Below are 13,289 nucleotides of genomic sequence, written 5' to 3'. Positions count from 1 at the left end.
GCATGAACACTGAACCACAAACTTACGACATGGTCGGAGTGGGTTTTGGCCCCTCCAATTTGGCCTTGGCGATCGCACTCGACGCAATGCGGCAAGCCAGCGCGGGCACATTGACGCATTGCTTCATCGAGCGTCAGCCGCAATTTACCTGGCACGGCGATATGCTGCTGCCGGGTACCGATATGCAGATCTCCTTCCTCAAGGATCTGGTCTCACTGCGCGATCCCACCAGCCCCTACTCCTTCATCAATTATCTACGCCGGCATAACCGCCTGGAAGCCTTTATCAATCAAAAAACTTTCTTCCCTAGCCGTATCGAGTTCAACGACTACCTGCGCTGGAGCGCCGGCCACTTCGAGCAAAATTGCCACTATGGCGAGAGCGTCACCCGCGTGGTGCCCGAATACCAGGGCGCAGACGTGGTCGCGCTGCAGGTACATTCGGCCGATGCGGCCGGACGCGAACGCCAGCGCCGCACCCGCAGTCTGGTATTTGCACCGGGCGGGCGTCCCTTCATACCAGCCAGCTTCGCCAAACACCGTGATCCGCGCATCATTCATTCTTCGCGCTATCTGAGTGAGATAGCGCGCCAGCCACTCGATGCCGCTGGCGCACCTGCGCTGGCGGTGGTGGGTGGCGGCCAGAGTGCGGCCGAGATTTTCCTCGATCTGGTGGCGCGCTATCCGAACGCCAAGGTAGATCTGATACTGCGCGGTTCCACTCTCAAGCCGTCCGAGGATGGGCCTTCGATCAATCACATCTTTGACCCTGACTACACCGACTATTTCTTCGGCCAGCCAGAACAAGTGCGGCGCTCCTTACTGGCGGAATTCCGCCATACCAATTATGCGGTGGTCGACAGCGACCTGATAGAACGCATCAGCGCCATGCTGTACGCGCAGCGCGTGCTCGGCCAAGAACGGCTGCGGGTGCTCAGTTCGTCCACGATTGAGCAGCTACAGTGCGATCAGGATGGCATCAGCATCTACCTGCAACAAGCCGGTGCACCGCAAATTCGCCAGCTAGCGTATCAGCGCGTGATCGTCGCCACTGGCTACCAGCGTGACACCAGCCAGGCACTGCTGGCCGAGCTAGAGCATGAACTCGAGGGTTTCACTATCGGCCGTAATTATCAGCTGGCCGCGCCGCGGCACGTGCAGCCGCCGATTTTTGTGCAAGGCTCTTCCGAAACCACCCACGGTCTGGCCGATACTTTGTTATCGGTATTGGCGATTCGCTCGCACGAAATCGCGCGCGCATTAGTCGAGCAACTAGGGCCTAAGCCGCTCGCCATGCCACAGCTCGCCAAGCGCCAGCTACTGGAGGAAATTCAATGAGTCTCGCCAGTGCCGCGCTGCCGGACATGAAGTCGCCCCACTTGAAGCGTCTGCTGTTTACGCTGGCGCTGCCAGCGATGATAGGCCTGTCGGCCAATGCCATGCACCAATTGGCCAATGCCTACTTTGTTAGTCAACTGGGCACCAACGCGATCGCCGCAGTCAGTATCTGCTTCCCGCTGCTCATCATTTTCAGTGCGATTGGCGAAGGCGCCGGCATAGGAGTGGCCAGTGCGGTGGCGCGTATGCTGGGTGCCGGTCAACAACAACAGGCCAACCGCAGCGCCAGCACCGTGATGCTGCTATTGGGCTTGGCTGGCTGCGTCTTGGCCGCCGTGCTGGTGCCGCTACTACCAACATTGCTGAGAGCGATGGGTAGCAGCGCCGATGCCTTGCCTGCATCGACCGTGTACGCCACCATTTTTTGCTTGAGCGCACCCTTAATACTGTTGCAAATGTTGTGCGATTTCATCGCCATCTCTGAAGGCAATAGCCGCTTTAGTATGTGGACATTACTAGGCTCGTTCGCCCTGAACGTGATACTCGATCCTATCCTGATCTTCCATTATGAAATGGGGGTGGCGGGCGCGGCTTGGGCCACGCTGCTATCCGCATTGGCCGCCCTGATCGCCTACGCCTTCTATTTTTACCTAGGCATAGGCAAGATAGAGGTGGCGCCGCGCCATATCAAAATCGAGCGTCAAGCGCTGTGGCAGGTGGTCTCAGTCGGCGTACCCGCCGCCATGTCTACCGGCTTAGCCGCGCTGGCCTTCGCGCTGATCTACCGCAATGCCGCCACCTATGGCAATGCAGCGGTAGCGGCGGTGGCGATCAGCTTGCGCATTCTGACTGGCGGCAGTCTGCCGCTGCTGGGCTTTTGCTTAGGCGCGCAAGCCTTACTAGGGTTTGCCTGGGGCAGCGGACAGCGCGCCCGCTTCTTGCAAGCGACTCGGCTGATGCTGGCCATCAGCAGCGCCTTCGCAATCAGCTATGCGGCGACGGTGATCGTGTTTGCGCCCCGCATCGTCAGCTGGTTTACCAGCGATACTGAAGTGCAGGCATTGGCGGTGAGCGCCTGTCGGGCTTTCCATCTGTGCTTTGGCCTGTTCGGCTTTCACATGGTGGCGGTGGTGGCTTTACAAGCGGCCGAACGCAGCGGCAAGGCTGCCTGGCTGGTGCTGGCACCGCATGGCTACCTGTTGATCCCTCTGTTGTTCCTGCTGCCGCCAGTCTGGGGCCTGGATGGTTTGCTAGCGAGTATGGCGATCGCTGCCGGCCTAAGCGCCGCCTTGGGTGGGCTACTACTATTTTGGGAAATGCCTGGCTTGCGCCAACTACCAGCGGTGCAGGTGGAGGTGGCCGTGCCCACTAAGGCGGCGGCCTTCGATCTACCGCTGCAGGCCAAGCACTGATGCGGCACGTCGCTGGACAATTGCATCGCTGGGCCGGTCTGCTGATCGCCGGTTTTCTGTTCATCAGCGGCCTGACAGGGGCGGTGATCTCTTGGGACCATGAACTCGATGAACTCCTCAATCCCCACCTGACCGACGCGCCTGCGGTGGGGCAGGCGCTGCCTGCGCTCGAGTTAGCGCGCGCTGTGCAGGCGCGCCATCCGCAGATGCAAGTACTATCCGTGCCTATGGCGGCCGAGCCCGGACATACACTGGCCTTCTACCTGGAGCCACGCCTGAATCCCGCCAGCGCAACGCTGTATCCTGCGCCCTACAATCAGGTCTTTGTTGATCCGGTCAGCGGGGTCGAACTGGGTAAGCGCAAATGGGGTGCGGCCTGGCCAATTAGCCGTGAAACCCTAGTCTCCTTCTTGTATCAGCTACATTACACTTTGCATTTTCCGCATCTTTGGGGTATCGAATCATGGGGTCTGTGGTTGATGGGCGGCATCGCGATGATCTGGACGCTGGACTGCTTTGTCGGCTTTTACCTGACGCTACCGCAGCGCCGCCGTAGGTCGGCGCTGGTACTGGTGGCGCTGCCCGGCCAGCAGCGCGCGTCCGCCAAGAGTTGGTGGCAGCGCTGGAAGCCAGCATGGTTGCTACGTTTTGGCGCCGGCAGCACGAAGCTGAACTTCGACCTGCACCGCGCGCTCAGCCTATGGAGCTGGATTTTGCTCTTCATTATTGCCTTCACCGCGTTTTCGCTGAATCTGTACCGCGAAGTGTTTTTTCCGGTGATGTCACTGGTGTCGAATGTCACCCCTTCACCGTTCGATTTGCGCAAACCCCGGACACCGCAACAAGCGCCGCCACCGAACTTGGGCTATGCCGATGTGTTGGCCAAGGCAGTTGCGCAAGCGGCCCAACGCGGCTGGCGCGAGCCGGTAGGAAATCTCTCGTATTCGCCCGAGTATGGCATCTACACGGTAGGCTTTTTCCGGCCGCAAGACGAGCATGCCGGTGGCGGCGTCGGCCCCCGCCAACTGTATTTCGATGGGCACAGTGGCGCCTTGCTAGGCCAGCGCCAACCCTGGCAAGGCACAGCCGCCGACCTGTTCGTGCAGGCCCAGTTTCCGCTGCACTCTGGCCGCATCCTCGGCCTACCGGGGCGCATATTAATCTCGTTGATGGGCCTAATTGTCGCCAGCCTGTGTGTCACCGGCGTATTGGTATGGTGGCGCAAACGCAGAGCCCGTGCCATCGTGCTGGGCCGCGTACAACAGAGCGAGGCCACGACTTATCGCCAGACCGGCTAAAGTGCTTAACCAAGCAGGGGGCTAGGTTTTTTTGCAATTTGTAAAACGCTAGGCGCAATCAAGATGCAGCTTGCAGACCAATAAGGGCTGGCACGCCGCATCTTGATTGGGTGTTGGGATTTAAAACTGATCTAAATAGCGAGGAAACAGAGCTTCAGACGATGTAAATAATTACTAAATATACATTACTATCTTAACTGCTTGGGCACTCCATCCTGTGGATAAATCTGTGCGTAAAGCTAGGGATAAGCAAGTTAATAAAGTGTCGATAAGTATGTACACAAGTCTGTAGATAATCCTGTGCATAGAGTTTTATCTGTCGTAAAAATCTAGCTTTAAGAACACCCTGCGCAGTATCCATGCGGGCTACAGCCGGATATTGGTCTGTAAGCCGCATGGATACTGGGCGAGCGATTTTGAATTTTTTATAAAAACTATTTTGGCAAAGTACCCGGCTTGACCAGCTCATCGACGCTCTTGCCCTGCTGCTGCAATAGCGCTTCCAGCGCGGGCAGCAAAGGGCCCAGGGTTTCCTCCAACATATTGCGCACGGTGTCGACGATGACTTGGGTGCTGCGTTCGATCTCTATGTTCAGGCTGGCTCCAGCCTTTTTTTCAGCAAACACCGTCATGCGCAGGGTTTCCGGTATCAGCCAGACTTCAAACCAGCTTTCCTGACGGTTCACTTCTGCCACCGTCAAGCTAGCGCCGTTGATGGCGATATAACCTTTGGCAAAAATATAGCGCAGCCATACTGGCGGCACTGCGATGCGGATGACATAATTGTTTTCCAGCTCGCGTATCGCCGCGATCTGCGCAGTGAAATCGACATGACCAGACAAAGGGTGACCACCGATCTCGGCGCCATCACGTGCAGCTCTCTCTACATTGATGCGGCCATGCTGGGCATAGCCACCCAGAGTAGTGATCGCCAGACTTTGCTGCATCACGTCAAATTCGGCCATGTCGGCGTCATGCAAGCTGGTCACCGTCAGGCAAACACCATCCACCGCGACACTGGCACCGATCTCTAAATCCTGGCAAAAACCCTGAGGAAAACTGAGTGTAAATGTGCGTAAGCCAGGCTTATCCGTGATGGAATTAATACTGGCGATGCCCTGGACGATACCTGTAAACATGGTTGTTTCCGCTAAAAAATGTAGTGCCTAGATTGTAGATGGGTTTTAGATTTTGCTGCAGCTTGGCTAAATGTCTAACTAAGTGTCCAACTGCTTATCGTGCCCAAGTTGGACATCCAAGGTATCGTTGGTCATCTTGACCAAATTATCCCTTAACCACTTGTGCGCTGGATTACGCGCATCGCGCTCGTGCCAGAGCATGTCGATATGCACTTCGGGCATGGCGAACGGCAATTCTTTCCAGATCAAGGCGTCGGTCATCCCGGTAGAAGCAATCAAATGGTGTGGCAAGACCGTAATCAGATCGGAATTAGCCACCACTTTGCCACCGGTAAAAAATTGATTCACGGTCAGTAAAATACGCCGTTCGCGCCCCATTTGCAGCAAGGCCTCATCCACCAAACCATGCGCGCGGCCCGAAAAACTGACTAAAAGATGGCTTGCATTGCAATAATCATCGAGCGTCAGCTCTTTTTTTGCCAGTGGATGATCCTTACTCATCACGCACACGTAATGGCCTGAATACAGGCGCTCATGCCGTATAGGGCTACGCGCGGCGCCTTGTCCGCCTATCATTTGCGCCACCACACCCGGAAAAAAACCGACCGCGATATCGATATCACCGCGTATCAGCAAAGGCCGAGGTTCACGCGTAGTCAGCGGCACCATACGGGCATTGATGCCTGGCGCATCGCGTTCTATCGCCCTGACCAGAGCCGGCATCCACAGCGCGGCAGTGGCATCGGCCATCGCCATCCTAAACGTGGTTTGTGCCTTGGCCATATCAAAACTGGTCGGCGCGATTGCCGCCTCCAGCGTCGAAAGCGCCTGGCGTATTGCTGGCCACAGGGTTTCGGCACGCGGGGTAGGCTTTACCCCATGCGCTGTGCGTATCAGAAGTTCATCGCTAAATGAAAAACGTAGGCGTTTGAGCGCATTCGAGACCGCCGGTTGCGTCATCGCCAATTTATCGGCAGCACGGGTCAAATTTTGTTCGACCATGACGGCGTCAAATACCCTGAGCAAATTTAAATCTAGGGTGAGGAAGTTCATACGATGATCTCCTGATGTTTTCGTCAATTATTCACAAATACCATATTAGATATGATAAATCAAAATTAGATTTATATATTGCACTGCAATATAGTGATCGTACACAAATTAAAATTGAAAGATAGAGGAAATCATGAGCTTTCTCAATATCGCCTTCCCAGCTGCCAGCGCATTGCCAGTAGCCCAAGTTGCCGTCACTGGTATTGTCGCCATCGCCCGCCCATTATTAGGCTTGGGCATCTTAGCTACCATCTTGATCGTATTTAAACCTTTGATCATGGGCATGTTACGCGCCGCTTTACTGGTGTTGCATCCAAAATTGACCCGCGATCAAAAAACTGCCAGCCGCAATCTGCGCAATATGTTGACGATTCGCCGTATCGCCAATGATCTCGACTACAGCTCGCCAAATATGGCCGCTGAATTACGCGCACTCGCTGCACGCGGCTAACGACGGCTAACGAATAAGCAAGTCTAGAGGCAAACTATGCAAACATCTGCACTCACCCAAGCTAGCCATGCAAATTATCGTGCGCCACAAGCAGCACTGGCAGGCTCCAAGAGTTTGGCATCGATGTTGCCAACGATCTTAAGCACTGGCGTAATCACGCTGGTACTTAGCGGTGTGTTGCGCTTACTCTGGGCCGGAATCAGCAATGATTTTTTCTCCGCCTGGATGGAAGCTTGGTTCACCACCTGGCCTATCGCTTTTCCTATCGCGTATTTGAGTAAGCCAATAATACGAAAACTCAGTCTAAGTCTGACACAAAGCCGAACGGCAAAAAATTCCAGCTTGAGTCTGGGACAAATTACAGCGGCATCCGACGATGCAACAAAATCGAATCAACTAAAAGTGCAGCGTAGTACTTATATTCATAAATATTACTAAGCTTAAACTTAAAAAAAACCGCTAACATTTGTTTAGCGGTTTTTTTTAGGGTGTTTTCTCATTGCGGGCAATTTTGGATAAAATCGCGCGCAACCTCATCCTGAATTTTCTTGATCCTTCCATCTTTTTCCATTTCACTTAAGACCTGCTCCAAGGTCAAAGCCAGCGCTTTGTGACGCAAATGCAGGTAGTGGTAACCCATTCTTTTTTCCAGCGATGGTTCTAAAATTGAAATCCTTTCATATCCTAAACTCTTGGCAGTACAAAGACTTGAACGCGATTCGACCACTACATCGGTGCGACCAACATCGAGTTTTCTAAACAATGACTCTATACTCGGAGCCGCTTCTTTTTGAGGTATGTCTTTCAATCTATCTTCTAAATATGAAACGCCCGCCATATAGCCAACCACATAGGGTTTCAGACTGGCATAACCGTTAACCTGAAATTGTTTCTTGCTAGTAAATACGACGGCATCTTCGTAAGCGATAGGGATGTTTACCCTGATAGTGTCGACAAAGCCTATATCTATGATACGGACGGCGATACCATCAAGTAGGTTTGAGTTCCACATTGCCAAAGCGCGTGCCGCAGGCACCGGTACCAGACGAATCGTGATACCTAATTGAGCGTAGGCTAGGCTTAATATTTTTTCCGACATAATGACGCTGGGACGCCGTGCTTCGGATGTGGATATTTGCAGAATCGTGGCGCCAGCGTAAGAGAGATTGATTGAAAATAAAACAGAAACAGAAACAAAAACCTGACCTAACTTGTTTTTCAGTCGCATAATTTTCTCGCAATTAATATCAGCTCACAATTACTCTTTTTACACCTATTTTATTGAAACACCAATTTTAAAATAAAAAAAAGCGCAGCTAACGCTACGCTTTTTCTATAATTAGCCCAACTTATGAAGCAAGACGTTTGCCTAATGCTACACGTGTTGCTTCCAACTCTGCAGGCAAATGATATTCGAGTTTTTCGAATAACTCAGCATGCAATTTTAACTCGGCCTCCCATGCGGCCTTGTCGATAGAAGTGATGGTATCGAATTGCTGTTGGCTAAATTCCAAGCCATCCCAAGTCAGATCGCCAAATTCTGGTGTCACGCCGAAAATATTTTCTACGCCCTTGCCTGTGCCTTCTATACGTTCCAGCATCCACTTCAATACGCGCATATTGTCGCCAAAACCAGGCCAGACAAACTTGCCGTTTTCGTCTGTACGGAACCAGTTCACACAATAAATACTAGGCTGTGTCGCACCTGAGGCCTCGATTTTTTTACCCATATCCAACCAGTGCTGGAAGTAATCGCTGACGTTGTAACCAGTGAAAGGCAACATCGCAAACGGATCACGGCGCACGATACCTTGCTGGCCGACAGCCGCAGCAGTAGTTTCTGAGCCCATGGTGGCTGCCATGTAGACGCCTTCTACCCAGTTGCGCGCTTCGGTAACCAGCGGCACCGTGGTAGAACGACGACCACCGAAAATGAACGCCGAAATAGGCACGCCAGCTGGATCATCCCAAGCTGCATCGAGTACTGGATTTTGAGTTGCAGCGACAGTGAAACGCGAATTTGGATGGGCTGCTTTACGGCCAGTTTCCTTCGCTATTTCCGGGGTCCAGTCCTTACCTTGCCAATCGATCAGGTGGCTAGGAATTTCTTTGGTCATGCCTTCCCACCAAACATCGCCATCGTCTGTCAAAGCAACGTTAGTGAAAATAGAATCACTACGTACCGATGCCATGCAATTAAAGTTGGTATTTTTATTGGTACCTGGCGCAACACCGAAATAACCTGCTTCTGGGTTAATCGCATACAAACGGCCATCTTTACCAGGTTTGATCCAGGCGATATCATCACCAATCGTGGTGACTTTCCAGCCGCCGAAACTTGCTGGAGGTATCAACATAGAGAAATTAGTTTTACCGCAAGCCGATGGGAAAGCCGCAGCGATGTAATGCTTTTTACCTTCTGGTGACTCGACACCGAGGATCAGCATATGTTCTGCCAACCAGCCCTGATCACGACCCATGGTAGAAGCGATACGCAAGGCGAAACACTTCTTGCCCAGCAAAGCATTTCCGCCGTAGCCGGACCCATACGACCAGATTTCGCGAGTCTCAGGGTAGTGCACGATGTATTTAGTCGCGTTGCATGGCCAAGCTACGTCTTTTTGACCAGCAGCCAGCGGGGCACCTACAGTATGCATACAAGGAACGAAATCACCATCGGTACCAAGCACGTCATACACTGCTTTGCCCATACGCGTCATGGTGCGCATATTCACGGCAACGTAAGGAGAATCAGACAGCTCAACCCCGATATGCGCGATAGGCGAACCTAATGGCCCCATGGAAAACGGCACCACGTACATGGTACGACCTTGCATACAACCATCGAACAATGGGTGCATGGTGGCACGCATTTCGGCGGGAGGCATCCAGTTATTGGTTGGACCTGCGTCTTCTTTCTTTTCCGAGCAGATATAAGTGCGGTCTTCTACACGCGCAACGTCGCTAGGATCTGAACATGCCAGATAACTATTTGGACGTTTTGTCTCGTTGAGTTTTTTCATGGTACCGGCGGCGACCATCTCGGCGCACAGGCGATCATATTCTTCGACCGTACCATCACACCAATACACACTATCTGGCTTAGTTAAAGCCGCCATATCGGCGACCCAATTGATGAGTTTTTGTTGCTTCACGTATGCGGGAGCATTTATTGCCGCTACGCCCTTCATGATAGGTTGATTCACGATACTATCTCCAATGCCATTTCAATAAAAAAATCGGTGTAGCGGCACGGCAGTACCATCATTAGGCTTATTGGCGTTGCGAGCGGAATAAGCTCAAGCAAGAATAGATATCAACACAGCAAGCACATTAACGATGATTCTGTCGGATAATAGGAAGACAAGGATGTCTGCTTCCTAACTTAAGCCCGACCTGATAAGGCGGGACATAAGAATCAAAAAGCTACGTAGCCGGATATTCTACACCTGCAAATCCATATAGGCTAATTTCGCATCAAATTCATTATCACAGTGGTATGTTTTATGAAAGTGAAAATTAGCTTATTTACTCAAGAAAACTATTCATGAAAATTGCGATACTCGATGATTATCAGGACGCGGTGCGTCAACTTGCTTGTTTTGACATGCTACAAGGACATGAGGTAAAGATCTTTAATAGCAGTGCGGTAGGCATAGGCCAGTTAGCGATACGTCTTGCACCATTCGATGCCCTAGTTTTAATTCGGGAACGCACAGTGTTAACTGCGGCCTTACTCAAGAAATTACCTAATTTGAAATTAATTTCGCAAACAGGCAAAGTTGCCGGACATATCGCCATAGAGACGGCCAGCGAATGCGGAATCAGCATAGCTGAAGGCATTGGTAGTCCAACTGCACCAGCTGAATTGACCTGGGCCTTGATTATGGCAGCCTCACGCAAGATTATTCCTTACTCGACCAATTTAAAGGATGGTTTATGGCAGATGAGTTCCATTCATCCTGAAAAAAATCGCTTGGGTCGAGTCTTAAAAGGAAGAAATCTGGGTATCTGGGGTTACGGAAAAATAGGCAAAATAATAGCTGCCTACGCCAAGGTATTTGGCATGCAGGTTGTAGTTTGGGGAAGCGAAACGAGCCGACACCAAGCAGTACTAGATGGTTACCAGGCAGCGCTAACGAAAGAAGAATTTTTTAGTTTAAATGACGTTATTTCTATTCATCTTCGTTTAAATGACGCAACGCGTGCCATAGTGACGGCCGCTGATTTGGCATTAATGAAAACCGATGCCTTATTCGTCAATACTAGTCGAGCCGAATTGGTCGAAAATGCTGCCTTAGAAATGGCCTTAAACCTAGGCAGACCAGGCTTTGCAGCCTTAGATGTCTTTGAAAACGAGCCTCTAGCTGTGAGAAGCGCCATATTTAGCATGGAAAACGTGTTAACTACGCCGCATTTAGGCTATGTAGAGCAAGATAGTTATGAAATTTACTTCCGCGCAGCATTTCAAAATATTCTAGATTTTGCCAGTGGCAGTCCAAAAAATATCTTGAATTTAAAACATTAGAAATTACCGTGTTGGCGCTGAGTTTGGATTAATTAACAAAACATCCATAGGCGCAGGCTCATTCGCCAACCATTTTTGATGTATTTTTTGAAAACTCCCATCCTTTTTGATCGCTTTTAATGCTGCTTCCCAGGCTTTTACTATCGCTGGCGAACTGGTTTTAGAAAAAGCGAGATACAGCTCCAGATTATCTAAGACCATTACTCTTTCTATTTCATCCGGCTCATGGCCAATTTCTTTGACGATAGAAGGAACTGCCAGACTACCTTCTACCCAAAGATCAAAGCGTTTGGCAAATAACATGTTGGCTGTAATTTTTGGTGTCGCAGCTAAATCAATATTCGCGAAACCTTTTTTCTTTGCGGTATCAGCAAAGATACTTCCACGGTAAGCACCTACTGATAATTCATACAACTTATCCCCCATAGCCAGCAAACGCGCGGCATTGCCTTTACGGGTATACAGCGAGGTGCTCGATATTGCAATTGGTCCCAAAAAAATCATGAGCTTTTCACGTTCAGCCGAGCGACCTACACTAAAAAGCATGATATTTGGTTCTTCTAACAAGGACTTATACCCTCTAGCCCAGGGAACCATAATGATGGCTTCAGTTGTACCTAGTTTTGCCTGCAAAGCCTGGACAATTTCTACGCCCATTCCCTCCATTTTAGAATTATTTTGATAACTAATAGGAGGCCAATCTTCGGTATAGATAGTCAGGGTTTCAGAGTGTGCAATATTGTGATTTAAGCAGAAAATACATAAAAAACAGACAATATAGGAGCTAAATGAGCATTTTAGGCGGTTTATACTTGCCATTTTTATCTCCTATATTCGAAATTAGCCTACGGATTCCGTGACAGCAAGATCAATTAATTACGAAACTAATTAATTTTACTTCTTGATAGCTTTAAGCTCATCCAACATTTCTTGATTCGCGAGTCTCAATTTTTCTAACATAGTCGGCATCAGTTTTTGCACTGTTCCCATAGACTCTTGCATGATTAATGGCATTTTATTTACAAACGATTGACCAGCTGGTGACTGATAAAAATTAATCATGCCGGTAATATCATCCTGACTTAAAGTTTTTGCATAAATTTCGACAAAGAGCGGTTCCAATTTCTCCCAAGACATATTTTCTTTGTTTAAAACAGCAACTTTCTCTCTAAAATTATCCAGAATTTTTTGCTCTTCTGGACTAATAGTTTCGCCTTTTAAGGCTTGTTGCATCATATTTTTTGTCAGCATCTCCATTTGGCCTTCCAGACTCTTCAACATTTCACTGGTCTTAGTTAACTCAAATACTTTTTTTATAGATGCATCACTAGGTTTTGTTGCGACAGTTTCGGCAAATAGTGGAGTATTCACCAAAAAGAGTGAAATAGATAAAGAGGTAAGAAAAATTTTCATTTTTGAAGTTGCTGTAAAGACGCTTTCTTAGGAGTTGTTGCATTCTAGAGTAAGAATTTGAATTTGCGGAAATTTCTTTTTTCGCACTTTTTTCGATGTGTAAAACAATAATAAGAAGTTTATATATATAAATAGTAGTAATAGTTAAGACCATTAGATTTCTGTGGATAACTAGGTTTACTCTTTTAAATACAAGCGATTAGAAAAAATATAAAGCATAGAAGAAGTTTTGTATGAACTAAGAATAGATTTTGGATAAAATTTTAGAGATTGCCTAAAACAGAAACTCTTCACATTTAAACCTGTGGATATCCCAAAGCTTATCCACAGAAGAAAATTAAAAATAAATCCTTTTTTGTCGTTTTCCTGCCTCTATTTATAGATCTGATCGTAGTTTGATTATTTTTAATGAATATTTAATATCAATTAGCTTTGCTGCTGACTTTATTTAGACTTCTGTGAGTATAAATATCTCGTTTTTAATAAGGTGCCAACGCCTTACTTGTCTTTATGTTTTGTATTAACTGGATCAACGTCAATTTCGATTTTTATTAATTTTTTTTAGTATTTATTGGAAAAGCTATTTTTTATTGCTCTTTAAAGAACTTAAGAGCAATTGATTAAAAAACCTTCTTTTACTGAATTCGCAATTCAGATA

General features: G+C 49.1%; 12 protein-coding genes. 6 read left to right on the top strand and 6 right to left on the bottom strand.

Annotated features, from left to right (window positions below):
• Positions 1-2: 2 nt before the first annotated feature.
• From EJN92_RS09135 to EJN92_RS09125, 3 genes are read left to right on the top strand one after another with little or no spacing between them, the layout of a single operon-like run.
• Positions 3-1,337 (top strand): lysine N(6)-hydroxylase/L-ornithine N(5)-oxygenase family protein, encoded by a 1,335-nt coding sequence (locus tag EJN92_RS09135; protein ID WP_126127533.1) that lies wholly within the window; start codon positions 3-5, stop codon positions 1,335-1,337.
• Entirely contained in the window at positions 1,334-2,749 is a 1,416-nt protein-coding gene (locus EJN92_RS09130; protein WP_126127532.1) for an MATE family efflux transporter, read from the top strand. The genes EJN92_RS09135 and EJN92_RS09130 overlap by 4 nt, the downstream gene beginning before the upstream one ends.
• Positions 2,749-4,047: a PepSY-associated TM helix domain-containing protein gene (locus EJN92_RS09125; protein WP_126127531.1), complete on the top strand. Its 1,299-nt coding sequence runs from the start codon at positions 2,749-2,751 to the stop codon at positions 4,045-4,047. Before EJN92_RS09130 ends, EJN92_RS09125 begins: the two co-directional genes overlap by 1 nt.
• A gap of 434 nt (positions 4,048-4,481) precedes the next feature.
• Here EJN92_RS09125 and EJN92_RS09120 read toward each other — a convergent pair whose 3' ends face one another.
• Entirely contained in the window at positions 4,482-5,186 is a 705-nt protein-coding gene (locus EJN92_RS09120; protein WP_126127530.1) for a riboflavin synthase subunit alpha, read from the bottom strand.
• A 78-nt stretch (positions 5,187-5,264) separates the two neighbouring features.
• A complete protein-coding gene (locus EJN92_RS09115) occupies positions 5,265-6,239 on the bottom strand; it encodes a LysR family transcriptional regulator (protein WP_126127529.1) in 975 nt (324 codons plus the stop codon).
• A 133-nt stretch (positions 6,240-6,372) separates the two neighbouring features.
• Between EJN92_RS09115 and EJN92_RS09110 the strand changes: the two genes are divergently transcribed.
• Positions 6,373-6,690: a hypothetical protein gene (locus tag EJN92_RS09110; protein WP_126127528.1), complete on the top strand. Its 318-nt coding sequence runs from the start codon at positions 6,373-6,375 to the stop codon at positions 6,688-6,690.
• 36 nt (positions 6,691-6,726) lie between these two features.
• Entirely contained in the window at positions 6,727-7,128 is a 402-nt protein-coding gene (locus EJN92_RS09105) for a DUF2798 domain-containing protein (protein ID WP_227869776.1), read from the top strand.
• Between the two features lie 58 nt (positions 7,129-7,186).
• On the opposite strand, the gene EJN92_RS09100 is transcribed toward EJN92_RS09105, so the two are convergent.
• Together EJN92_RS09100 and EJN92_RS09095 are read right to left on the bottom strand one after the other, a co-directional pair.
• Positions 7,187-7,918 (bottom strand): substrate-binding periplasmic protein, encoded by a 732-nt coding sequence (locus EJN92_RS09100; protein ID WP_126127527.1) that lies wholly within the window; start codon positions 7,916-7,918, stop codon positions 7,187-7,189.
• Between the two features lie 121 nt (positions 7,919-8,039).
• Positions 8,040-9,896 carry a phosphoenolpyruvate carboxykinase (GTP) gene (locus tag EJN92_RS09095; protein ID WP_126127526.1) on the bottom strand — a complete coding sequence of 619 codons (1,857 nt, stop codon included), beginning with the start codon at positions 9,894-9,896 and terminating at the stop codon, positions 8,040-8,042.
• A gap of 341 nt (positions 9,897-10,237) precedes the next feature.
• Between EJN92_RS09095 and EJN92_RS09090 the strand changes: the two genes are divergently transcribed.
• Positions 10,238-11,218: a D-2-hydroxyacid dehydrogenase family protein gene (locus EJN92_RS09090; protein WP_126127525.1), complete on the top strand. Its 981-nt coding sequence runs from the start codon at positions 10,238-10,240 to the stop codon at positions 11,216-11,218.
• Positions 11,219-11,221: 3 nt separating this feature from the next.
• On the opposite strand, the gene EJN92_RS09085 is transcribed toward EJN92_RS09090, so the two are convergent.
• Together EJN92_RS09085 and EJN92_RS09080 are read right to left on the bottom strand one after the other, a co-directional pair.
• Positions 11,222-12,037 carry a substrate-binding periplasmic protein gene (locus EJN92_RS09085; protein WP_126127524.1) on the bottom strand — a complete coding sequence of 272 codons (816 nt, stop codon included), beginning with the start codon at positions 12,035-12,037 and terminating at the stop codon, positions 11,222-11,224.
• Between the two features lie 75 nt (positions 12,038-12,112).
• Positions 12,113-12,631 carry a DUF2059 domain-containing protein gene (locus tag EJN92_RS09080; protein ID WP_126127523.1) on the bottom strand — a complete coding sequence of 173 codons (519 nt, stop codon included), beginning with the start codon at positions 12,629-12,631 and terminating at the stop codon, positions 12,113-12,115.
• Between the last annotated feature and the right edge of the window lie 658 nt (positions 12,632-13,289).

Origin of the sequence: Undibacterium parvum, from assembly GCF_003955735.1 — a bacterium.
Taxonomy (GTDB): Bacteria; Pseudomonadota; Gammaproteobacteria; order Burkholderiales; family Burkholderiaceae_D; genus Undibacterium; species Undibacterium parvum.
Note: the sequence above shows the minus strand (reverse complement) of the source record. Positions and strands in the feature narration are given on the sequence as shown.

Excerpts from the sequence above, each read along its gene's own strand:
- EJN92_RS09080 (WP_126127523.1), bottom strand. The coding sequence starts at position 12,631 with ATGAAAATTTTTCTTACCTCTTTATCTATTTCACTCTTTTTGGTGAAT.
- EJN92_RS09115 (WP_126127529.1), bottom strand. The coding sequence starts at position 6,239 with ATGAACTTCCTCACCCTAGATTTAAATTTGCTCAGGGTATTTGACGCC.
- EJN92_RS09125 (WP_126127531.1), top strand. The coding sequence starts at position 2,749 with ATGCGGCACGTCGCTGGACAATTGCATCGCTGGGCCGGTCTGCTGATC.
- EJN92_RS09090 (WP_126127525.1), top strand. The coding sequence starts at position 10,238 with ATGAAAATTGCGATACTCGATGATTATCAGGACGCGGTGCGTCAACTT.
- EJN92_RS09110 (WP_126127528.1), top strand. The coding sequence starts at position 6,373 with ATGAGCTTTCTCAATATCGCCTTCCCAGCTGCCAGCGCATTGCCAGTA.
- EJN92_RS09085 (WP_126127524.1), bottom strand. The coding sequence starts at position 12,037 with ATGGCAAGTATAAACCGCCTAAAATGCTCATTTAGCTCCTATATTGTC.
- EJN92_RS09120 (WP_126127530.1), bottom strand. The coding sequence starts at position 5,186 with ATGTTTACAGGTATCGTCCAGGGCATCGCCAGTATTAATTCCATCACG.
- EJN92_RS09130 (WP_126127532.1), top strand. The coding sequence starts at position 1,334 with ATGAGTCTCGCCAGTGCCGCGCTGCCGGACATGAAGTCGCCCCACTTG.
- EJN92_RS09135 (WP_126127533.1), top strand. The coding sequence starts at position 3 with ATGAACACTGAACCACAAACTTACGACATGGTCGGAGTGGGTTTTGGC.
- EJN92_RS09105 (WP_227869776.1), top strand. The coding sequence starts at position 6,727 with ATGCAAACATCTGCACTCACCCAAGCTAGCCATGCAAATTATCGTGCG.
- EJN92_RS09100 (WP_126127527.1), bottom strand. The coding sequence starts at position 7,918 with ATGCGACTGAAAAACAAGTTAGGTCAGGTTTTTGTTTCTGTTTCTGTT.